Annotated in this window: 18 protein-coding genes; 8 read left to right on the top strand and 10 right to left on the bottom strand. The window is 61.8% G+C overall.

The features are described 5' to 3' along the window. Positions 1 to 6 precede the first annotated feature (6 nt). The 3 genes from PCO31010_RS08080 to PCO31010_RS08070 form a co-directional block, all read right to left on the bottom strand. Positions 7 to 948, bottom strand: coding sequence for a hypothetical protein (locus tag PCO31010_RS08080; RefSeq protein WP_150663804.1), 942 nt, complete (start codon positions 946 to 948; stop codon positions 7 to 9). A 460-nt stretch (positions 949 to 1408) separates the two neighbouring features. Then, positions 1409 to 1756 (bottom strand): hypothetical protein, encoded by a 348-nt coding sequence (locus PCO31010_RS08075; RefSeq protein ID WP_150663803.1) that lies wholly within the window; start codon positions 1754 to 1756, stop codon positions 1409 to 1411. A gap of 196 nt (positions 1757 to 1952) precedes the next feature. After that, on the bottom strand, positions 1953 to 2642 hold the full coding sequence (locus PCO31010_RS08070; protein ID WP_150663802.1) for a hypothetical protein: 690 nt from the start codon (positions 2640 to 2642) through the stop codon (positions 1953 to 1955). Positions 2643 to 3076: 434 nt separating this feature from the next. Between PCO31010_RS08070 and PCO31010_RS08065 the strand changes: the two genes are divergently transcribed. Then, positions 3077 to 4207, top strand: a complete 1131-nt coding sequence (locus PCO31010_RS08065) for a porin (protein ID WP_373275347.1) — start codon at positions 3077 to 3079, stop codon at positions 4205 to 4207. Positions 4208 to 4226: 19 nt separating this feature from the next. Next, complete coding sequence (locus PCO31010_RS08060) at positions 4227 to 5354, top strand: nucleoside hydrolase (protein WP_425495005.1); 1128 nt, start codon at positions 4227 to 4229, stop codon at positions 5352 to 5354. 117 nt (positions 5355 to 5471) lie between these two features. Here the strand turns inward: PCO31010_RS08060 and PCO31010_RS08055 are convergent, their stop codons facing one another. Beyond that, a complete protein-coding gene (locus PCO31010_RS08055; protein ID WP_150663801.1) occupies positions 5472 to 6515 on the bottom strand; it encodes a LysR family transcriptional regulator in 1044 nt (347 codons plus the stop codon). Between the two features lie 200 nt (positions 6516 to 6715). Here PCO31010_RS08055 and PCO31010_RS08050 point away from each other — a divergent pair, with 200 nt between their 5' ends. From PCO31010_RS08050 to PCO31010_RS08035, 4 genes are all read left to right on the top strand, one after another. After that, positions 6716 to 8107, top strand: coding sequence for an NCS2 family permease (locus PCO31010_RS08050; RefSeq protein WP_150663800.1), 1392 nt, complete (start codon positions 6716 to 6718; stop codon positions 8105 to 8107). Positions 8108 to 8176: 69 nt separating this feature from the next. Beyond that, positions 8177 to 9286 (top strand): adenosine deaminase family protein, encoded by a 1110-nt coding sequence (locus PCO31010_RS08045; RefSeq protein ID WP_150663799.1) that lies wholly within the window; start codon positions 8177 to 8179, stop codon positions 9284 to 9286. A gap of 254 nt (positions 9287 to 9540) precedes the next feature. After that, on the top strand, positions 9541 to 10026 hold the full coding sequence (locus tag PCO31010_RS08040) for a hypothetical protein (protein WP_150663798.1): 486 nt from the start codon (positions 9541 to 9543) through the stop codon (positions 10024 to 10026). Positions 10027 to 10032: 6 nt separating this feature from the next. After that, the gene (locus PCO31010_RS08035; protein WP_150663797.1) at positions 10033 to 11457 is read left to right on the top strand and encodes an aldo-keto reductase family protein; all 1425 of its coding nucleotides are present in this window, start codon (positions 10033 to 10035) and stop codon (positions 11455 to 11457) included. A 46-nt stretch (positions 11458 to 11503) separates the two neighbouring features. Here PCO31010_RS08035 and PCO31010_RS08030 read toward each other — a convergent pair whose 3' ends face one another. Together PCO31010_RS08030 and PCO31010_RS08025 are read right to left on the bottom strand one after the other, a co-directional pair. Beyond that, entirely contained in the window at positions 11504 to 12775 is a 1272-nt protein-coding gene (locus PCO31010_RS08030) for a hypothetical protein (RefSeq protein WP_150663796.1), read from the bottom strand. 264 nt (positions 12776 to 13039) lie between these two features. Further along, entirely contained in the window at positions 13040 to 13357 is a 318-nt protein-coding gene (locus PCO31010_RS08025; RefSeq protein ID WP_150663795.1) for a DUF4148 domain-containing protein, read from the bottom strand. 746 nt (positions 13358 to 14103) lie between these two features. Here PCO31010_RS08025 and PCO31010_RS08020 point away from each other — a divergent pair. Next, complete coding sequence (locus PCO31010_RS08020) at positions 14104 to 14355, top strand: hypothetical protein (protein WP_150663794.1); 252 nt, start codon at positions 14104 to 14106, stop codon at positions 14353 to 14355. 115 nt (positions 14356 to 14470) lie between these two features. Here PCO31010_RS08020 and PCO31010_RS08015 read toward each other — a convergent pair whose 3' ends face one another. Continuing rightward, complete coding sequence (locus PCO31010_RS08015; RefSeq protein ID WP_150663793.1) at positions 14471 to 15778, bottom strand: MFS transporter; 1308 nt, start codon at positions 15776 to 15778, stop codon at positions 14471 to 14473. A 252-nt stretch (positions 15779 to 16030) separates the two neighbouring features. After that, positions 16031 to 17128 (bottom strand): iron-containing alcohol dehydrogenase PsrA, encoded by a 1098-nt coding sequence (gene psrA, locus PCO31010_RS08010; protein ID WP_150663792.1) that lies wholly within the window; start codon positions 17126 to 17128, stop codon positions 16031 to 16033. A 149-nt stretch (positions 17129 to 17277) separates the two neighbouring features. Here psrA and PCO31010_RS08005 point away from each other — a divergent pair, with 149 nt between their 5' ends. After that, positions 17278 to 18141, top strand: coding sequence for a LysR substrate-binding domain-containing protein (locus PCO31010_RS08005; protein WP_150663791.1), 864 nt, complete (start codon positions 17278 to 17280; stop codon positions 18139 to 18141). Here the strand turns inward: PCO31010_RS08005 and PCO31010_RS08000 are convergent, their stop codons facing one another. Further along, on the bottom strand, positions 18142 to 18993 hold the full coding sequence (locus tag PCO31010_RS08000; protein WP_150663790.1) for an undecaprenyl-diphosphate phosphatase: 852 nt from the start codon (positions 18991 to 18993) through the stop codon (positions 18142 to 18144). 253 nt (positions 18994 to 19246) lie between these two features. Next, the gene (locus tag PCO31010_RS07995; protein WP_150663789.1) at positions 19247 to 20563 is read right to left on the bottom strand and encodes an O-acetylhomoserine aminocarboxypropyltransferase/cysteine synthase family protein; all 1317 of its coding nucleotides are present in this window, start codon (positions 20561 to 20563) and stop codon (positions 19247 to 19249) included. Between the last annotated feature and the right edge of the window lie 163 nt (positions 20564 to 20726).

Here is a 20726-nt window from a genome sequence, read left to right as displayed (position 1 = left end):
GTCGAATCAGTGCAACGTCGGTGACGACTGCGACTGATTCCGGGGGGGTTCGATCGACGGGGGCACCGTATCGTTTGGCTGAGCCAAGATCTCTTTGAGGTTACACGGCGTCATACATTCCTTTGAGATTGTTACAGCGCTCAAGTGTGCACGACGAATATCGGCCGCCGTAATAGAAGCGCGCAGGTTGCTTAAGTCCAGACTGAGCGCCATGACCACCTCATTATCTGAAGCACATTCAGATGTGCAGCACCCCTTGTTCAGACCCGCTTTGACAATGTGAATATTGGTCTTCGGGCTGGACGAGAGTTCCTTAAGCTCGGTGAAGAGACGATTAAAGCTGGCGCCGTTATCCGCAGCACTACCATCGGGCAACGCTTCAGTCATCAATACAACCTGGGTTCCTCGCTTTGCCTCTGCAATCACACTCTCAGAAACTTCTCCACAATCCGAGCCAAATACCAGCAATATCGGCCTGAGTTTCCCCCCATTTATTTCGTTATCAATGTTCCTCATAACATCACTATATATTGTGGGGCGCACATCGCCAGGTGCTTCGCTGTTGATCTCAAAATTGGCTGCATTAATGTCGAATTCCGACTCATCCGAAATTTCACCGGGGACAAATCCGACTTGAATGCATGAACTATCGCGAATGCTCGAGGCAAGACTCGACGCAAGCGATCCGCCTTTGTCTTTGCCCCCTCCGATGAAGACAATCTCTCGATTTCCAAAGATATGCTTTGCAGACAAAACCGACTGCATTTCTTTAAGCAAGTCGCCTTCAGCATTTCTCACTCCTCGATCCCCAAGTACCATGACGACTTCTTTTCCGCGGACGTGCTCAGACAGTACGGATTCCAACGGCTCAAAGCGAGCTTCAGTCTGCTCCACCGGATGAGAATCATGATTTAAAACTTGCTGGGTGCTGCTTTGAATCGACTCCATGTTGATGCTCCTAACGAGATTGGGTTTCGGAGAGCGACCGCGCAGAATCAGGAAATCTGTCGAAGCCGCGACGTGGTCGCCGTTCCTTGGATCGCCAACGCACGGGCCTATCGTTGTCCCCTCGCACTTGAGAAACTTGCAGGATCCGCTCTTGCCGCGCTGCGTTTTCGCCCTCCTCTTTTACAAGCGCCACCGTTATTCGGCACGGTTCCAATTCGGCGAAAACCCGCTTGGGGCGAGATATAGGACAAGAGACCGCAGCGAATCGTTACGAAAGGCGCTCGACGCACAACTCAGAGATGTCGCCGAGCGCATGGCGCCGTGCTGTATCTGGTGGCACAGGCGCCGGTGTTGATGGGACGGTACGGGGCAATTCAGGCCAAGCTCATATCCTGCCAACCCCACTTGCCTTGGATCAGCGCATGTTCCTGCGCTTCCACGTTGCTGTGATCGAGGTCACCTACATGCCGTGGAATTTGATGCCGGGGTCTGGCACGCCGGGGTTTGCCTTTTGCCATCCTTCGACCGCGATCTTCATCGCTTCAACGACGAGCGGTTCCTTTGATTCCGGCAAGCACGCCGGCTCATCGGAAGGTGCGCCGTAATCGCCAAGCATCATGAGGTATTTCGACCCGATGGCCGACGCTAATGCGCCGCGATAAGCGCTATCGGTAGCGATAGGGGTGTTCGCCTGAGAAACGGCGCTGACATTCGGTGGCAGAGCCGCCCCGGTGTTCGTCACTGAAAACATGGCAATTCTCCTTTCAAGCGTTTGTGAAAAATTCACTTCGCCGTGACTGGTCGCCATGCATTCGTATCGTTCTCTTATCCTTCTCTTATCGTTCGTGTCGGCGGCAATCACGCTGTGCGAGCATTCCGACATTGCATCGGGCTCGAGACACTCGCACGCTGGCAGTTTGCGCGTTCGCGTCGGCTCCGATTCGGATGGCAGGTTGCCCTCAAAGGAGCCGACAAGCGACGCTCGCTTCATGCTCGTTGACGGTTCAGCGTGTGCTCATATCCATCCAGCCCCACTTGCCTTGGATCAGCGCGTGTTCCTGTGCTTCCACGTTGCTGTGATCGAGGGTCGCGTACATGCCGTGGAATTTGTCGCCGGGGTCTGGCACGCCGGGATATGCCTTTTGCCATTCTTCAACCGCGATCTTCAACGCTTCAACTACGAGCGGTTCCTTTGATTCCGGTAAGCGCGCCGGCTCGCCGGCTGCGGGGGCATGCGCGACCTCGATGAAGTGCGAGCAAGGGAGATCGCGAACCCGCTGCGGATCGCCGGGAAACACGATACCGATGGATTCGATGGGCTTGCCAGGCTGATTCGCGAGGTCGTTGGCAATGCGGATGAACGCACTTACCCGGTTGCTATTGCCATACGTCAGCAGCACAAGCTGGTCGGTCGGATACGGACGCTTTCCATCTTTCGCTCGTCCACCTTCGGACTCGTGAAAGCGCGTCTTCAATAGCGTTAGCATCCGGGTGAAAGTTTCCGTTTGGCGATTCAGCGTCGCCTCATCGGAACCTGTTCCGTAATCGCCTAGCACCATGAGGTATTTCGATCCAATGGCCTCTGCCAGCGTCGCGCGATAGGCGCCGTCGGTTGCAACGGGTCCGCCCGTCTGTGAAACGGCGTTGGCATTGAGTTGCTGAGTCGCTCCGGCATTCGCAATAGAAGAAAGCATGGCAATGCTCCTTTCAAACGTTTAGGGAAGATTCACTCGGGCGTGACTCAGCACTCTGCGTTCGTAACGTTCCTGTGGTTTTTATTGGCGCGAATCATGCCGCGCGAGCTTTCGGACATTGCGTCCGGATAGAAAGACTCGCACGCTGGCATCATGGACATGCGCTTGCTGGCAAACTTGCAGTTACCGCTCATCACATCGCTTGTGCGTCAGACGCAAGTGTCTGCCGCACGCAACGCCCGGCGCATAGCCCTGTTTTGGGGCATCCTCCCTGCCCAGCAAGCCCTGACGCGGTCGTCGCGCTAATATCGATAGAATTTATCGATATATAAAAAATCAAAATTATATTTATACAAGACCCTTCCCTATAGTTCGGTCCGAATCGCGCCAACTCTCGCAAGCGCGCGGACTTAGACCTTAGAGAAGCACACCTCATGAAGACCACGATTCTGGCCCGCCTGGGCCGTGCCAGCTTTATCGCCGCCATTGGCGTCGCCGCCACCGCCGCACACGCACAAAGCAACGTCACGATTTACGGCCTGATCTCGGGCGGCGTGGGGTATGTGAGCAATCAGGGCGGCAGCAAGAACTGGCAGGCACTCTCGGGCACCAACCAGAATCCGCGCTGGGGCTTGCGTGGCTCGGAAGACCTCGGTAACGGCACCAAGGCCATCTTCACGCTCGAAGCGGGCTTCAGCATCGTGAACGGCACGGGTGCACAGAACGGTCGCGCGTTCGGTCGTCAGTCGTTCGTCGGCCTCTCGGACAAGACGTGGGGCACGTTCACGCTGGGTCGCCAGTACGACACCCTTCACGACTACGTCGGCCCGATCATCATTTCGAGCAACGGCGTGAACATCGGCGATAACGACAACGGCTACAACGACCTGCGCATGCAGAACTCGGTCAAGTGGGTCAGCCCGACGGTCGGTGGCTTCCACGGCACGGCGCAATACGGCTTCTCGAACTCGGCCACGGGCTTTCGCAACAACAACGCCTACAGCTTCGGCCTCGGCTACAAGTACGGCGACTTCGACTGGAACGCTGCCTACGCGCAGTACAACAATCCGTTCAGCGGCACCAACAACGACGGCGCCATCGCCAACGACTACGCAAGCCCGCTGCTGATCTTCTCGAAGAGCGCCACGCCCGCGAACGTCTTCGCGAACCAGCAACGCATCTTCGCCACGGGCGGTTTCTACCGCTGGGGCCCGGCACTCATCGGCGCCATGTTCTCGGACGTGCACTACACGTACATCGACAACTCGCACCTGCATCTCCAAAACTACAACCTGACGCTGAACTACAACGTCACCCCGGCGCTGGTGCTGGGCGCGGCGTACGGCTTTACGTCCGGCAAGTACGATGTGATCAATACGCGTCCGCAATGGCATCAGGTCAACCTGCAAGCCGACTACTGGCTGTCCAAGCGCACGGACGTCGCACTCACGCTCAACGCACAGCAAGCCGCTGGCGACGCCAAGTACGCGCAGCTCTTCGGCTACGCCGCGTCGAGCACCAAGCGTCAGATGGCTGTGACGCTGGGCATGCGTCACACGTTCTAATTCAAGCGGGTTCGACAACATGACGACAACGACCGAACTGAACAACGATACGACCACCGACAACCGTCAGCACAGCCGCCGCAGCTTCCTGCGCACGTCGCTGGCTGCATCGATGGCCACCGTCGGTGCATCAATGGCCGGTAGCGCCTTCGCCCAAATGACGAAAACCGAAGGCGCGTCGCCGCTCACTGCGGAAGGCTCGCCGCGTCGCACGGTGATCATCGACTGCGATCCGGGTCAGGACGACGCCGTCGCGATCCTGATGGCCCTGGGCGCGAGCGACCAGATCGACCTCAAGGCGTTGACCGTCGTCGGCGGCAACGTGCCGCTGAGCCTGACCGAGCGCAACGCGCGCATCGTGCGCGACTGGGCCGACAAGACCAAAACGCTGCCGGTGTACGCCGGTTGCCCGAAGCCGCTCATGCGCGAACTGGTGACGGTAGCGAACGTGATGGGCCGCTCAGGTCTCGAAGGTGCGCCGCTGCACGACCCGCGCGCGCCGCTCGCACCACAGCATGCCGTCACGTATCTGATCGACACGCTGCGCGCAGCGGCACCGGGCAGCATCACGATTGTCGCTATCGGCCCGCTCACCAACATCGCCACGGCACTGACGGCCGCGCCCGAAGGCGCGAAGGCCATCCGTGAAATCGTGTTGATGGGTGGCGCGTGGTTCGAGCGCGGCAACTACACCCCGGCCGCCGAATTCAACATCTTCGTCGACCCGGAAGCCGCGAGCATCGTGCTCGGCGCAGGCGTGCCCGTGACCATCGTGCCGCGCGACGTCAGCCTGAAGACGCTGATTACGCCTGAGCGCGTCGCCCCGTTCTATGCGCTGAAGAATCGCTGCGGCCCGATCGTTGGCGACATCTTCAACGCCGCGCTGGCATATCAGAAGCGCCGCCGTGGCGTGGACGAAGCCCCGATGTACGACCCGTGCACCATCGGCTATCTGATCGATCCGACGATGTATGGCGGCCGTCGCGTGAACGTGGCTGTGGAGACGACGGGCCAACTCACGCTGGGTGAGACGGTGGTGGACTGGAACGGTCGCACGAAACGTCCGGTGAACGCCCTGTGGCTCACCGATATCGACGCCGACCGCTTCTACGCAACGCTGCTTGAGCGCATTTCGCGTCTGCCGTAATCGCGCGGCATCGCAGGACGGCGGTAGAAGCAAGCGAACACGGCGGCCCATCGAAAAGATCGGCCGCCGTGTTCGTACGTATGGACGCACGAGGGACGCGCGCGAAGCGCATTCGATTCACGTCGCCAGATGTTGCGCGATCCAGTCGCGGCACGCACTCACCTGCGGGCCACGCTCCTTGCCGACGAGCGACATCAGCGCGACGGTGCGCGTCACACGCGGGGCGATGACGTCGAGCGCCACGAGCGCAGGGTCGTGCAGGTGCAGGGTGTAGAGCTTGGGCAGTATCGCCAGCGCGAGGCCGCTTCGCACGAGTGCATAAAGCGGCTCGGTGTACTCCATGCGGTACTTCGGTTCGAGCCGCAGGTTTTGCGACCCGCCCGTGCGTTGCAAGGAATCGCTGACGTTGCCGCGCACGAACACGGCCAGATCGCGTTCGGTGAGTTGCGACCAGCTGACGGACTCGGCGGACGCGAGCGCATCGTCGCGACGCGCCACCAGCACGATCTCGTCGTCGAACAGATCGTCGCAGCGAAAGCCCTCGGTGTTGGCCGCATGACCGGCCTCGTCGGCTTCGTCGCGAATGCCGACACCGAGGTCGATTTCGCCTCGGGCGAGCGCCGCGACCAGTTCGCTGTTCGGCAGATCCGACAGGGCGAAGCGCACGTTCGGATGGGCGTCCCGCAAGCTGCCGAGCACCGGCAACAGGCGGGCGGCGACCGACGGAATGAAACCGATGCGCACCGTCTGCGCCTGCAGCGTAAAGGTGCTCGTCATGTCGTCGAACGTACCGCGTGCGGCGTTGAGCAGACGCTCCGCCAGCGGCAGGATGGTAGTGCCCGCTTCGGTCAGCGTCAGACGATGGGCCGAGCGCTCGAAGAGACGTCCGCCGAGCAGGAACTCGATCTGACGGATGGCGGCCGTGAGCGCCGGTTGCGTGACTGAGAGCGCCTGCGCTGCCTGCGTGAAGCTGCGCGAGTGGGCGAGGGCGACGAAGTACTGCACCTGCCGAAGCGTCAGCGCGGGCAGTGGTGGCACCTGCGGCGTAGAGGTAACAGCGGTGGCAGCGGAGGAAGCCGTGGACGCGACGGGCGTTTTGGACGTGGGCGTCTCGCCCGCACGGCTTGCAGTGTTTTCGTTACGACGGGACGAAGTCGCCATGGCGCGCTCCAGAGGTACCAGCAGTGTGTCGGACACAACAGTTTTGCGACGTCAGCCAGCCGGGGGGGCCCCGGGGAAGCCCAGGAATCCGCCAGCGTCGCGAAGAATAGATTCGAATTATCGAATCATAAGTAATTTCATTTTTTATTTATAGTCGCACGCACGTAAAGTGCCACGCAAAGACCTTCTATTCTTGGCTTATGCAGACCTCTTCTCCTGAGCACAACGAGCGCGTAGCGCCGGCCGGGCACGGCCAATCCCATACAGTCACCGCCCAAGGCGGCTGGCTTGAGCGCCGTTTCGCTATCGGCAAACGCGGCTCCAGCGTGCACACCGAAGTGCTCGCCGGTATCACGACATTTTTGGCGGCAGCCTATCTGCTCGTCGTGATTCCGTCGCTGCTCGCTACGGGTGGCATGGATCGCGGCGCGGCCACCACGTCGGTCATGCTGGTGTTCGTGCTGTTCTCGTTGCTGATGGGTTTCTACGCGAACCTGCCGTTCGTCGTCGGCCCCGGCATCGGCGGCTCGGTCATCGTGGGCGTCACGCTTGCGGCCACCGAACACGTCGCCTGGCAGACGGGCATCGCCATTGCGTTCCTCTCCGGCCTGCTGTTCCTGCTGCTGACGGTGATCGGCGCGCGCAGCGTCGTGGCGCGTCTGATTCCGACAGCCATCAAGCTGGGCCTTGGCGCGTCCATCGGACTGTTCATTGCGGTGCTGGGCGTGCGCAACGCGGGCATGGTCATCGCCAATGCCAAGACGAATGCCTTCGCGCTGGGCGACTTCAGCAAGCCGGGCACCATCGTCGCGCTGATCGGCCTGGGCGTGGCCGTGCTGCTGCAAGGCCGCAAGGTGCCGGGCGCGATCCTCTGGTCGATCCTGGTCGCCGCGCTCGCCGGTGTACCGCTCGGCGTGACCAAAGTGCCCGAGTCGTTCATCTCGCTGCCGCACAGCATTGCGCCGGTGGCGTTCCAGCTCGATCTGAAGAGCGCACTGACGATCTCCGCCCTGCCGTATCTGTTCGCCTTCTTCGCGGCGGAATTCTTCTCGACGCTGGGCACCACGCTCGCCGTCGGCGGCAAGGCCGGTTTGCTCGATGAGCACGGCAACATGGAGAACATCAACCGTCCGTTCCTCGTCGATTCGATTGCCGCGACGGGCGGTGCACTGCTGGGCATTCCTGCACTGACCGCGCTGGTCGAGTCTGCCGCTGGTGTGGAAGCGGGCGGGCGCACGGGTCTCACGTCGGTGGCCGCCGCCGTGATGTTCGCGCTGGTGTGCTTCTTCGTGCCGGTGGCGCTGGCCATTCCGAAGGAAGCCACGGCCCCCGCACTGATCCTGATCGGCCTGTCGATGTTCAGCACCATCCGTCATGTGCCCTTCGACGACTTCAGCGACGCGTTCCCCGTGCTCGCCATGGTGCTGCTCACGCTGCTCTCGAACAGCTTCGGCACCGGTATCGCTGGCGGCCTGCTGTGCTACGTGCTGGTCAAGGCACTGATGGGCCGCTTCAAGGAATTGCCGTGGGGCCTTTACGTGCTGGCGCTGCCGCTGGCGTATTACTTCTGGACGGTCGTGGGGCGTCACTGATCGACCTGGCGGCGAACGACATGCGTTGTGCCGCCCCCCATGCCGATGAATTCACCAAGACAAGACGTTATGACAGAGACACCGGGCCACGTGCCCGTCGCACGCACCGGCGTGCAGATTCAGCAAGCGCATCGCACGTTCTTCCATGCGATGCCGAAGGTGGAATTGCATTGCCATTTGCTCGGCGCAGTGCGTCACGACACGTTCGTGGCGCTCGCCGAAAAATCGAACGCGCCGATCGATCGCGCCGAGATCGACGGCTTCTACACCCGTGGTGAAAAGCCCGTGGGCGTGCTGCGTGTGTTGCGCGCGCTCGACGAACATCTCCTGACCTCGCCCGACGATCTGCACCGCATCGCCTACGAATATCTGGCGGACGCCGCCGCGTACAACGTGCGCTACAGCGAGTTCTTCTGGAACCCGACGGGCACCGTGCGCACGTCCGGCATTCCCTACGCGATGGCGCAGGATGCCATCGTCGCTGCGATTCGTGACGCCGAGCGCGACCACGGCATCGTCGGCCGTCTGATTCCCAGCATCGACCGCGAGGCCGATCCGGGCGAAGCCGTCGAAATGGTCGAGTGGATGCGCGCGCATCGCGCCGACGAAGTCATCGGCATCGGCATCGACTATCGCGAGAACGACCGTCCGCCCGAACTGTTCTGGAAGGCGTATCGCAACGCGCGTCTTGCAGGCTTCAAGACGACGGCGCACGCGGGCGAATTCGGTATGCCGTGGACGAACGTCGAAACCGCTGTCGAGCTGCTCAAGTGCGACCGCATCGATCACGGCTACACCATCGTCGACGCGCCGGACTTCGCACGCGAATGCGCCGAGCGCGGCATCGTCTTCACGGTCGTGCCGACGAATTCGTACTACCTGCGCACGCTCACGCCGGAGCGCTGGGCCAAGGATCACCCGATCCGGCGCATGCCCGGCCTCGGCCTGAAGATTCATCCGAATACGGACGACCCGACCCTGCACAAGGTCAACCCCGCGCAAGCCTGGGAGCTGATGTTCAGCCACTTCGGTTTCTCGCTGGGCGACCTGCGCGAGTTCATGCACAACGGTCTGGATGGTGCGTGGATCGACGACAGCACACGACGCGAGTGGCACCGAAGCTTCGCTGTGGACTTCGATGTCGCGCGCAGTGCGCTCACCGATTCGTTGGCGGGCTGACACCCCGCAGCAACCCATTTCCTTGGTCTCACCCGACCTTCAGCCGCCTTCGGGCGGCTTTTTTTTGCCTGACGATTTTCCCGGCGACCCGCCTGACGCTAAAAAATTTCAATTCGATTCGCGCGAATCCGCCAGTCGGGAAATTTCAGAATCATTTGACATGATTCACCCCAAATCCGCGCACTTGTCTATTCGACGTGACAGCAATTCTTTAACATGCGTCCCGGTTAAAACATTGACCGGACGACTACATCATGCAACACCCATTCCGCGCGCTGCCACACGGCACGGAACGCACCGACAGCTCCCCGCCACATTCGCCACTCCCGGTAATGCCACAGCGTCGGCTGAACGAAATACTCGACGTCATTTCCCAGCGTTTCGGCCTACATGGCCTTCAGGCACAAGCGCTTCCGGGTGCAGGCATCACGCTCGAGAACGGCGACGCACTCTATTTCCGCGCTAACGAATCGGTCGATACGTTCGACGTCTATTTCCGTGTCGACGTTCCGCCCGCGATGCTGGGTCAGCCCCATCTAATTCATCTGATATCGGAAAACTGTTTTTCTGATATCACCCGCCCGCCGATGATTTTTATCGAAGCGACGGAGGGCATTTTATTGCTCAGATTCTCGGGCATCGATTATGAAGATGTTCATAAAAATGTTGAAGGACAGATCAACGACCTTTTCTCCGAGTACCGAAAGCTGGTTCAATTTCTAAGAAACGAGGTTTATTAAGTCATTATGTTGACAGTTCATTCGAACGTTGCGCGCGTCCGTTCCACCGGCACCCTGCTGGAACTGGCGCTGGGTGCGCAGTTTCTACGCCGCGCACGCGTCACCAGCGAATTCGACAATCGCGCACTGGAGCGGCACGTACAAATGGCGCCGGAGCAGCCCATGCCCGCCCTGAAGCTGGGCTTCGGTCTGGGCACACGCACCGATTCGACGGATTCTGTGGATTCGTTGCCCGACACCAAGGCGTTCGACGACTTTCGGCGCCTCGACGCGGGACGCAATCTCTTCGATTGCGCGCCTTACTACACGAAGGCCTCGGCACGCGTGGAGTTCGAGCGCAAGCTTGGGCAGACGCTGTGCGACGCCCCGGAGATTCGCGACATTGCGCGACGCATCCGTGAGCTAACCGGTGCACCGATGCGGTTCGAGGACTTCGACGCCAAGGCGCAAGCGAAGATCATCGACGAGCAGGTTGGGATCGGCGGCGCAGACGAATGTCTGAACTCCCGCGATACGCTCGATGCCCATGTGCTCGCCACGCTGATCAAGGCCGAAGCCTCGCATTACGACGATCCGCACGCACCCGACGCGAAGCGCCGCCGCAACATGTTCAATGCCGCGCCGCATCCCGAGAATCCCATGCATCCGTGGAATCTTCGCGAGTTCGACGTGCCCATCGCTGAGATCAAGTCGCCGGTCCAGTTGCCCGACCGTATCCGCGACGTCATGCAATCGCGCTGGGAAACGTTGCGACACAACCCAGAGGGTGAAGACACGTTCCTCAAAGTTCTCTCGCATGCGGGTGCAGACCGTGTGATGCGTGAAGACGGCTTCTCAGCATGTCGGGATGTCGTGGACTACATGTTCCGATGCGACCTGGATGAGCGTCGCAAGCTGCTCCATGGTGTGCTGGACATCACGTGGAGCACGGCGGAATACATCAACGACGAAGACAACGGGCGTTGGCTGAATCCCATTGGCTCGCATGTGCGGCAACATCGCACGGGCGACCGCTCGAATATGGTCAGGACGTCGGACCGCAACGATCCGGCGATCGGTACCTGGGCGCTAGGGGCCATCCTGCATGACAAGCCGGTCATCTCGGGACCGAGCGGACATACGCTGCGCTATTTGAATCACTATGCGCAGTGCCGTGAGATAGCGGCGTATTCGGGTGACGTTTCGGATTGGCCGTCGCTCGCCGACGCCCGCATGGTGATGATGGCAAACCTCATGCCACCGAAGAACCACCACTCGTATCACGAGATCATGTCCGCATCGATTGGCGTCTCGGACGGCATGGAAATGCTTCACTATCGCGACCGCGCCACGTACGCGGATCTGAACGATACGGCGCTCGGTGCCGAGTTGTTATCGAAGTTGAAGGACGAAGCGCGTCATATGCATGCCGACGCGCAGGTGAAAGCCTAACGGAGCGATTCGAAGCGGCGGGGGACGGGCGTGACGTCAGCCAGCATCACGACTCGTCGCCCGAGCTTTCGCTTTCGGTATCGAGTGAGTAGTCGAGCACTACCGGTTCACCGTAGGCGCGCAGCGATTGCGGCGCGTCGACGAAGCGCTTGGCAATGGCCTGCGCACGACGTGCAGACACTTCCGGCGTCGACGCCAATGTCGGCTGCGCGATGTGCTGCACTTCGTTCGCGAACGCCATGCCGATGCGTCGGCTACTGCGGTGAAGCACGAACTTGCCGTTTGCCGGATCGAACAGCCCGCCCTGTGTGCGACTCTCCGCTTCGACTTCGGCGCATGCGGCGCATGGCACGAAGCGCCCGGCCATCGGTACGGTGATCAATGCGTCGTCTGGCAAGCCAAGACGTGTGGTCGCCTCGCGGTGCCATTCCTCGGCATGCTGGGCGATGGCCGACTCGATGCATTGCTCGGCGTGCATGGTTTGCGTGACGCCGTCCGGCAATGAGGTCAGCTTCGGCGTGCCGTCCTGCATCGGAGTGTGCACGATCAGATCACGGAACGTCGGTGTTGCGCTCGCAGCGTCATGCACCACACGGTGCAGAGTGTCGAAAGCATCGTCGAGCTGACGTAACGCGCTGTCCACCGGCAACGCCCCTTCCGATGGCCGTCCGATGCCCGCCGTCACTTCGGCACGCGCCGCTGCGCGCATGTCCGCCAACCCGTGACCGTCGATGTAGTGGTGTCGCAATCTGGCGATATCGCGCACGCGGCGGGACATCACCGTAGCGTCCCAGTTGTGTATGTCCTCACGTGCGGGACGCCGTGGCGCGCCCGTCATCAGACTGTCGTCCGTCAGCGCGAGATGCAGCGCCTCGCGAATGCGTCCGGCGTGAAAATTCGACGCGATGTGCATTCGTCCGCCGAACACGCTCACCTGAACTTCCAGCGGATCGATGTCGAAGCGCGCACGCATCGTCATGTTCACGGCGATGGCGATATGCCGCAGCGACTGCGTGACGCGGTCGAAGCCGAGATAGCGCTTGGGTGCGGGCGGATCGATGCGACGGCGTGCAATGCGCGACACGTCGGACGAGCTGAGGAAGTAATAGCGAGCGGGGTACGTCTGCGGCGCGCAATGAGTGGCGACCCCACGCGAGATGGCCGCGTCGAGCGCCGAGGCTTCGTACTCGGGCATTGCGTGCGCGTTGCGAAGCGAGTGGGCGAGCGTGTCGGCGGTGGCTGTTCCCGTCGCCTCGTTGATCGGTTCGGGACGACAGGCGGCGCCCTGCGAGGTTCGCAAGCAATTAGCGGTGGGCATGGTTCGGGGAAATCCGGGAAGGGTTGTGTCGGATGCCAGCGACGCTGGATTCTACGGAGGCCCGTTTGCGCTGCTTCTGCATTTGATACCGAAGTTGTTGCGTGACGTCCGTAACCAGCGGGCGCTCGATGCGTCGCATGCCCATTGCGTCCTTTCCCAGACGCCATGAAAAAAGCCGCCGACCTGATTCCGGTCGGCGGCTTCGCATCGCTTGGGGACGATGCGTGGGTGCTGCTGTGCTGCTGTACTACAGAGACGGTCAGATTACGAACGGCTGTCCTGTGCGAACACGTTGCGGTCGCTCAGTTGCGCACGGACGTCGGCGCGGGTCAGCGCTGCGGCGACCGGAGCGGCGCCTTGCGTTTGGGCAGCGGCCACCAGCGGTGCGCCGGCTTCGCTTTGCAGCAGTTGACCGTTTGCGGCGGCCTGAACCAGTTCGGCGCGGACTTCAGCGCGGCTGACCTGGCTTTGCGTTGCGGCGGCGACGTCAGGCGTGTTGTCGTTGTAACGAGCGTCTGCGAAAGCCGAGGCAGAAACAAACGAAGCGGCGGCAACAACGGCAGCAAGGATACGGGTGTTCATGGTGAGACTCCTGTCAATTTGGTTGAATACTTCGGGTTCAGCTAGCGTTCGGGGCATCATCAGCGTCGAGGCCGGGGGGCACTTCGTTTTGCTGCGTTGCGGTGTCCGTCGCGTTGGCATGACTGAATCTTAGGGAAAACCCGTGGTTTTTTCGCAACTGAGCGTCTACGAAATGCAACCGATCGTCCGATTCGAAAAAACTATTGAAAATCAACTGCTTAATGCCGTTAAGCAGGATATGTGAGGTGATTTCGGCGTGTTTTTGAGCCGTTTTCGACCAGCATGCCGCTGTGCGCAACAGGGTCTTTAGCGCGATGGGGTTTATCGCGAAGTGCGTCAGCAGTAGAGTGACAACATGATGAAGTCAGCCGACATCGTGGCTCGCAGGGTGCGCCGCACCGCGGACGATGCCGGTCAGTACAGGAGCATTACCATGGCTGCCCTCGGTTCTTTCCTTTTGCTGGCGAGCGCTTCGTTGCTTACCGCGTCGTATCTTCGCAGCCGTGCCGCCCGTTCGCGCCGTCAGCAGGAAGTGCGCGTGACGCGTCGCTAATGGACCGTTGACCGGTCCGTCGGCCGTCGATTGCACGGCGACCGAAACGTATCGGCGTGAATGGCGGTTGATTATTTCATTTTCAGCAATGCGTCCTTATCCAGGACCGCGTTTTTCTCCTTGTGCCGCGAGCGTAGATTGGCGGCAATGACGGCGCCCATGGTGGACGTCTCGCCAGACAGGAGAAATGAAAATGAAACACGCTCTGTTCGCATCGACCCTTGCCGCCGTCCTGCTGAGCGCAGGCGTCATGACCAGCGCGAGCGCTGCAGAAAACACGCAGCCGCCCGCCCAGCCGCAACAAGTTCAACAGCAAGCTCAGGCACAGACGCAGGTGCAGGCGCAATCGGGCGCAGTCGCTGCGCAAGCCGGTTCGGTGGTCTCGCCGGTGTATGAAGTGCCGGGTCGCGTGAACCGCGCCGGTTCGATCTACTTCGGTCAGTAATCCGCGCAGCACAAAAAATCGGCAAGCCGGGGAGCCATCCACCGGCCTGCCGTGCTCCCGCAGCGCGGGATCCTTCCTCCCCCAAGCTTGACCCTCTCCCCTCAATAAGCCCGCTTCAATAAGTCCGCTTCATCGCCTTCGCGCACGCGGCCGACAGGCATCCCACCCCCAGCACGTACACCGCAATCCACCACGGCTTGTGTCCGCCGTATTCGAGCAGCGTCGCGGCAATCAGCGGCGTGATCGAACTCGAAACGATGCCCGAGACCTGATAGACGACCGAGATGCCGGTGTAGCGCACGCGTGTGTCGAACAGTTCGCAGAACAGCGACGCCTCCGGGCCGTACACGAACGCGTACACGACGCCCAACGGCACGATCACGGCAAGCGACACCCACCAGACGTTCGACGAGAAGTGCATCACCGCGAGCGCGGGAATCGACGACACGCCACAAGCCAGCGCCCCCCACGCAAACACACGACGACGCCCGACGCGATCCGATAGCTTCGACGCGTAGGGAATCGTCACGATCAGCACGAGCGCAGCGAGGGTGACGGCCAGCAGAATCGGTGTCTTGGGAAAATGCAGCGTGCCGACGAGGTACGAAATCGCGAACACCGCGTAGACGTTGAACACCACGCCGTCGATATACCGCGCACCCCAGCCGAGCAACACGTTGCGACGATAGTCGCGCACGATCTCGGAGAGCGGCACGTGCGCCACGTGCTGACTGTCTTTGATGCGTGCGAATTCGGGCGTCTCCAGCACGCGCAACCGAATGAACATACCCACAGCCACAAGCACCAGACTCAGCATGAACGCGAGACGCCATCCCCACGACATGAATTGCGCGTCGGTCAGCGTCGACGAGAGCAGGGCGACGACGCCCGTCGATAGACACAGTCCGACGGCCAGCCCGATCTGCGGATACGCCGCGAACTGACCGCGCTTGTCGCGTGGCGCGTATTCGAACGCCATCAGTACTGCACCGCCCCATTCGCCGCCGAGGCCGATGCCTTGCAGCAACCGCAGGAACAGCAGGATCAACGGCGCGGCGATACCGATGCTGTCGTAGGTCGGTACAAGTCCGATGAGGAACGTCGACACACCCATGATGGTGAGGGTGACGATCAGCAGCGGTTTGCGTCCGAGTCGATCCCCGAAATGCCCGAAGAGAATGCCGCCGAGCGGTCGCGTCGCGAATCCCACTGCATACACCGTGTAGGCGAGTGCCGTGGCGACGAAGGCATCGCCGCTGGGGAAGAAGAGTTTGTTGAACACGAGACCGGTGATGGTCCCGTAGAGAAAGAAGTCATACCACTCGACGGTCGTGCCGATCAGGCTGGCCAGCGCGACCGTGCGCACCGCTTTTTCGTCGTTGACGGCGTCCCGCGCGCCAACGCCGGTGAGAACCTGTTCCATTGCGCCTCCTGTTGATGCGCCGCGCCCCGGCGGCGCGCTACGACGCACCGGTCTTTGCCGGGCGTCTGTCTCCTGGATGTCTCGGTGCCGCCCATGCCGGTGACCGGTGGACGGCTATCGTTTTGATAATGGATGCTGCGGGGACTGCGGGTAAGACGCGAAAACACGCATGCGGGGACTACTGGGACAGCGACAACGTCGACAACACCGGGCGACGAACGCGACGCCGCCCGTTCGAATAGGGTTCAAGGTTCAGGCAGCAGCACCGATGAAGTTGCGCCCGCGCGGACCATCGAGGGCGGCCGCGATCATGGCCGTCGATTCCGGCTCACTCACGCCGTACGCGGAGAATTCCGTCGCCACGCCCAGACCGTTGAGGAAGGTCGTCAGCTTGTCGGGTGCGCCTGCGATATCGCCATCGAACACTTGCGCCAGCACCGCGTCGCGATCGGCGCGGCGGCCGATGGCCAGGCGCATCACTGCTGGCAACGTGAACGAGCAAGCAATGCCGTGCGGCAGGCCGTGACGAATCGTCATGTCGTACGAGATCGAGTGCGCCAGCGCCGTCTTGGTATTGGAGAACGCCATGCCCGCCTGAAGCGCAGCGAGCGCCGCCTGCGAGCGCAGCGTCATGTCGCCCGGCGATGCCATGAGACTCGGCAGCACGCGCATCATGTCGCGCGCCGCCGTCACGGCGAAGGTGTCGGAGACGGGGTTGGCGTTCACGTTCCAGATCGCTTCGAGCGCGTGGGAGAGGGCGTCGAGACCGCTTTGCAGCGTGATGCTGCGCGGCAGGGAACGCGTCAGCACCGGGTCGACGATGGCCGCCTCGGGCCACGTCTCGGGCAGATGCAGCGAGTACTTCTTGCGCTTCACATGGCGGTCCCACAGGGTGGCCCACGGCGTGACTTCGCTACCGGTGCCCGCCGTCGTGGGAATGGTGATGAGCCGTTTGGTGCGCGTCGGGCAGAAGGTGCCACCGGCATCGAGCGCGTCCACCAGCGTGGCGAATCGGTCGTCGTCGCCCGCGACCATCAGCAGCTTGGCCGTGTCGAGCGCACTGCCGCCGCCCAGCGCCACGATGACTTCGCATTGCCCGTAGCGCCGCCAGAAGTCGCCGTACATCGGCGCGAGTTCGCGCACGTCCGGGTTCGGGCTGACTTGATCGATCACCCCGGCGAGTCGCTGGCCCAACAGCGCTTCGATACGTCCGGTCATGCCGAGCGCACGCGCCTCGGGCATGGTGACGAGCACCGCGCGACGGTTGCCGACGAGCTCGGGCAGAGCGTCGAGCGCGCCCGGACCGAAGTGGACGTCGACCGGATTATGGAAACGCGAACGTGCAGTCATGATGGTGTTTGGGCCGCCGCGCCGGATGACGTTGCGATCGATTGGCGAAGATTGAGCTGGATTATGGTGAGCGCCGTCCTATACTTCCAATTCACATTTTTTCGTCAATCTATTGATAAAACCTATACCTCGTCACGGGAGCGACATCGATGCGGATTACCCAGTTGCGTTCGTTTCACGCGGTGGCGCACCACGGCAGCGTCACGCGTGCTGCGCAGGCGTTGCACGTCAGTCAGCCGACGATGACGACGCAGATCCGGGCGCTGGAGGAAACGTACGGGGTCGAGCTGTTCTATCGCCACGGTCGCGGGCTGACGCTGACGCCGACCGGCCGCGCGCTGTACTCGGTAAGCCTGCGCATCTTCTCGGACGAAGCGGAAGCGCTCAGCCTGCTCAAGGAGCACGGCGGGCTGCGTACTGGAGAATTACGTCTGGGGGCGGTGGGGCCGCATCACGCGATGGAGATCGTCGCGGCGTTTCAGCCACGCTTTCCGGGGATTCGCATCTCAGTGCGACCGGGCAATTCGGAGGAGATGATCGAGAGCTTACTGGCGTACCGCACCGACGTCGCTGTGCTGGCGCGCTATCACGACGACGCGCGTCTGCACGCCGTGCCGTATCGCACGCATCCGGTCGTGCTGCTGGTGCCGCGTACGCATCGCTTCGCGCGACGTCGCAGCGTCAAACTCGCCGATCTGGCGGACGAGCCGATGTTGATGCGAGAACCGGGGTCGACGACGCGTCACGCGCTCGAAGCGGCCATGCAGGCGGCGGGCGTGATGCCGAGCGTGGCGATGGAGATCGGCAGCCGCGAGGCGATCCGCGAAGCGGTGATCCTCGGGCTGGGGATCGCGGCGGTGTCCGCACGCGAACACACGCCGGACGAGCGGCTGGCGACGGTCGCCATCGGCGACGCACGTGTCGAGACGACCACCGTCATCGTCTGTCTGGCCGAGCGGCGCGAATCGCGCGCCATCGCAGCCTTTCTGGACGTCGTCGCCGGGCTGGTGTGATTACAGGTACTGGCTGGCGGCCAGCACGACGGCCGACGCCACAAGGCAGTAAATGCCGAACAGATACCAGCGACCGTGTTCGAGCCAGCGCGACAGCCAGCGCAGCGCAATCAGCCCCGCGAGGAAGCTGAACACCATACCGACGAGGCTCGGCGTGAGCACCGACATGAAGTGACCGGAGAGCGTCTGTGCGCCGCCCGACTTGTACAGACGGTAAGCCTCTTTGACGATGACCGGCGGCGTGAGCACCACCGCCAGCGCGAAGCTGAATTCCTCCACGCGCACCTTGTCGAGACCGCGCAGCATGCCCGTCGAGATGGTCGACCCCGAGCGCGAGAAACCACGGAACGGCAGGCAGACACCCTGCACGGCGCCGATCCATGCGGAGTCGCTGCCGCGCATCGGACGGTCGCCCATCGGCGGACGCTTGCGGCCCGAGATCAGAATCAGAATGCCGGCCATCGCGAGGCCAGCGGAGATGATGTACAGATTGCCGAACAGATGCTCGATCTCGGCATGCTCCGAGCCGCGCATCAGCACCTTCTCGATGAAGAACATCAGCGCCAGACCGATCACGCCGGTGAAGGCCGTCGCAATGATGACCTGCTTCGCGTTGTGAACGAAATCGTGCTTCGACGAGAAGTAACGTTCGCGCCACGACTTCCAGAAGTACACGATCACGGCGAGCATGGTGCCGGTGTGCAGCATCACGAGCAGCAGCGTCATGGCGGGCGTCGACGGATCGAGCCCCATGAGCTTCTCGGCCATGATGACGTGTGCCGAACTCGACACCGGGAGCAACTCTGCCACGCCCTGCACGATGGCGAGCACCAGCACTTGCAAATAGTCCATGCGCGATCCTTGAGAAATGGGCAAGGACAGTACGCCGCCAAAATGACGTTCTTGTGACAGTCATATGGCAGCGGTGCCGGTCACCTGCCCCCAACCGGCTGCCGCGCATCATACTCCGTCAGAATTGGCGGTAAATGAGGTTGAAGAGAGGCCGCGAATCCGGGCGATAACGCACGGCTTCTTGCCGCATTTCGCGGTATTTCGCAGTGACAGGCGCAACGATCTTCGTTACGCCTGTCGAAACAGAGCCCGCTTACTTGCGAAGCGCCTGATCCAGATCGGCGAGCAGGTCGTCGATATGCTCGATGCCGATCGATAGACGCACCGTTTCCTCGCTCACCCCGGCCTTGCGCAGTTCGTCCGGCGACAACTGACGGTGCGTGGTCGATGCCGGATGCGTGGCGAGCGACTTGGCGTCGCCGATGTTGACCAGACGGGTGAAGAGTTGCAGCGCGTCCTGGAACGCGGCACCGGCAGCGTGGCCGCCTTTTACCCCGAAGGTGAGGATGCCCGGGCCACGTCCCGACAGATACTTTTTCACCAGCCCGTGGTCGGGATGCTCCGGCAGACCCGCATAGTTCACCCACTCCACCTTCGGATGCATCTTCAGATACTGGGCGATCTTCAGCGCGTTGTCGGTGATGCGGTCGAGGCGCAGCGCGAGCGTCTCGATGCCCTGAAGAATCTGGAACGCGTTGAACGGCGAGATGGCCGCACCGGTGTTACGCAGCGGCACCACACGCGCACGGCCGATGTAAGCGGCCGGACCGAACGCTTCCGTGTACACCACGCCGTGATAGCTCACGTCCGGTTCGTTGAGTCGCTTGAAGCGGGTCTTGTGCTCTGCCCACGGGAATTTGCCGGAGTCGACGATAGCGCCGCCGAGGCTCGTGCCGTGCCCGCCGAGATACTTCGTCAGCGAATGCACCACGATGTCCGCGCCATGCTCGAACGGACGCAGCAGGTAAGGCGACGGCACGGTGTTGTCGATGATGAGCGGAATGCCGTGACGATGCGCGATCTCGGCGAGCTTCGCGATGTCGGTGATGTTGCCCAGCGGGTTGCCGACCGACTCAGCGAAGATGGCTTTCGTCTTCTCGTCGATCAGCGGCTCGAAGGATTCCGGCTCGCGCGGATCGGCAAAGCGCGTGGTGATACCCGAGAGCGGCAGCGTGTGCGCCAGCAGGTTGTAGGTGCCGCCATAGAGCGTGCTGGCCGCGACGATGTTGTCGCCCGCCTCGGCAATCGTCTGAATCGCATAGGTCACAGCCGCCTGACCGGACGCGAGCGCCAGCGCCGCCACCCCGCCTTCGAGCGCCGCGACGCGCTGTTCCAGCACGTCCTGCGTCGGGTTCATGATGCGTGTGTAGATGTTCCCCGGCACCTTGAGGTCGAACAGGTCCGCACCGTGCTGCGTATCGTCGAAGGCGTACGCCACCGTCTGATAGATCGGGACGGCCACGGCGCGCGTGGTCGGGTCGGGACGGTAGCCGCCGTGCACGGCCAGTGTTTCGAGTCGCCATTGCGGCGTTTGTGACGTGGTGTCGCGTTTGTCGTTGTTGTCTGCCATGTCGAAAGTCTCCGGGAAGATAGGACGTTCCAGTGACGGAACGGATCGATGCATTGCTTAGGTCTCCGATGGCATTCTAATCTGCAGCACCGCGCCGCCTTATCTCGGATGCATGGATGCTTAGCGAGGAACGGCCGAAGGGGTTGCAACCGTTCGTAATATG

Source organism: Pandoraea commovens (genome assembly GCF_902459615.1).
GTDB classification, from domain to species: Bacteria; Pseudomonadota; Gammaproteobacteria; order Burkholderiales; family Burkholderiaceae; genus Pandoraea; species Pandoraea commovens.
Note: the sequence above shows the minus strand (reverse complement) of the source record. Positions and strands in the feature narration are given on the sequence as shown.

What these genes read in the sequence shown, in the direction of transcription:
- PCO31010_RS08080 (WP_150663804.1), bottom strand. Translation starts at nt 948, where the DNA reads ATGGAGTCGATTCAAAGCAGCACCCAGCAAGTTTTAAATCATGATTCT.
- PCO31010_RS08075 (WP_150663803.1), bottom strand. Translation starts at nt 1,756, where the DNA reads ATGGCGACCAGTCACGGCGAAGTGAATTTTTCACAAACGCTTGAAAGG.
- PCO31010_RS08070 (WP_150663802.1), bottom strand. Translation starts at nt 2,642, where the DNA reads ATGCTTTCTTCTATTGCGAATGCCGGAGCGACTCAGCAACTCAATGCC.
- PCO31010_RS08065 (WP_373275347.1), top strand. Translation starts at nt 3,077, where the DNA reads ATGAAGACCACGATTCTGGCCCGCCTGGGCCGTGCCAGCTTTATCGCC.
- PCO31010_RS08060 (WP_425495005.1), top strand. Translation starts at nt 4,227, where the DNA reads ATGACGACAACGACCGAACTGAACAACGATACGACCACCGACAACCGT.
- PCO31010_RS08055 (WP_150663801.1), bottom strand. Translation starts at nt 6,515, where the DNA reads ATGGCGACTTCGTCCCGTCGTAACGAAAACACTGCAAGCCGTGCGGGC.
- PCO31010_RS08050 (WP_150663800.1), top strand. Translation starts at nt 6,716, where the DNA reads ATGCAGACCTCTTCTCCTGAGCACAACGAGCGCGTAGCGCCGGCCGGG.
- PCO31010_RS08045 (WP_150663799.1), top strand. Translation starts at nt 8,177, where the DNA reads ATGACAGAGACACCGGGCCACGTGCCCGTCGCACGCACCGGCGTGCAG.
- PCO31010_RS08040 (WP_150663798.1), top strand. Translation starts at nt 9,541, where the DNA reads ATGCAACACCCATTCCGCGCGCTGCCACACGGCACGGAACGCACCGAC.
- PCO31010_RS08035 (WP_150663797.1), top strand. Translation starts at nt 10,033, where the DNA reads ATGTTGACAGTTCATTCGAACGTTGCGCGCGTCCGTTCCACCGGCACC.
- PCO31010_RS08030 (WP_150663796.1), bottom strand. Translation starts at nt 12,775, where the DNA reads ATGCCCACCGCTAATTGCTTGCGAACCTCGCAGGGCGCCGCCTGTCGT.
- PCO31010_RS08025 (WP_150663795.1), bottom strand. Translation starts at nt 13,357, where the DNA reads ATGAACACCCGTATCCTTGCTGCCGTTGTTGCCGCCGCTTCGTTTGTT.
- PCO31010_RS08020 (WP_150663794.1), top strand. Translation starts at nt 14,104, where the DNA reads ATGAAACACGCTCTGTTCGCATCGACCCTTGCCGCCGTCCTGCTGAGC.
- PCO31010_RS08015 (WP_150663793.1), bottom strand. Translation starts at nt 15,778, where the DNA reads ATGGAACAGGTTCTCACCGGCGTTGGCGCGCGGGACGCCGTCAACGAC.
- psrA (WP_150663792.1), bottom strand. Translation starts at nt 17,128, where the DNA reads ATGACTGCACGTTCGCGTTTCCATAATCCGGTCGACGTCCACTTCGGT.
- PCO31010_RS08005 (WP_150663791.1), top strand. Translation starts at nt 17,278, where the DNA reads ATGCGGATTACCCAGTTGCGTTCGTTTCACGCGGTGGCGCACCACGGC.
- PCO31010_RS08000 (WP_150663790.1), bottom strand. Translation starts at nt 18,993, where the DNA reads ATGGACTATTTGCAAGTGCTGGTGCTCGCCATCGTGCAGGGCGTGGCA.
- PCO31010_RS07995 (WP_150663789.1), bottom strand. Translation starts at nt 20,563, where the DNA reads ATGGCAGACAACAACGACAAACGCGACACCACGTCACAAACGCCGCAA.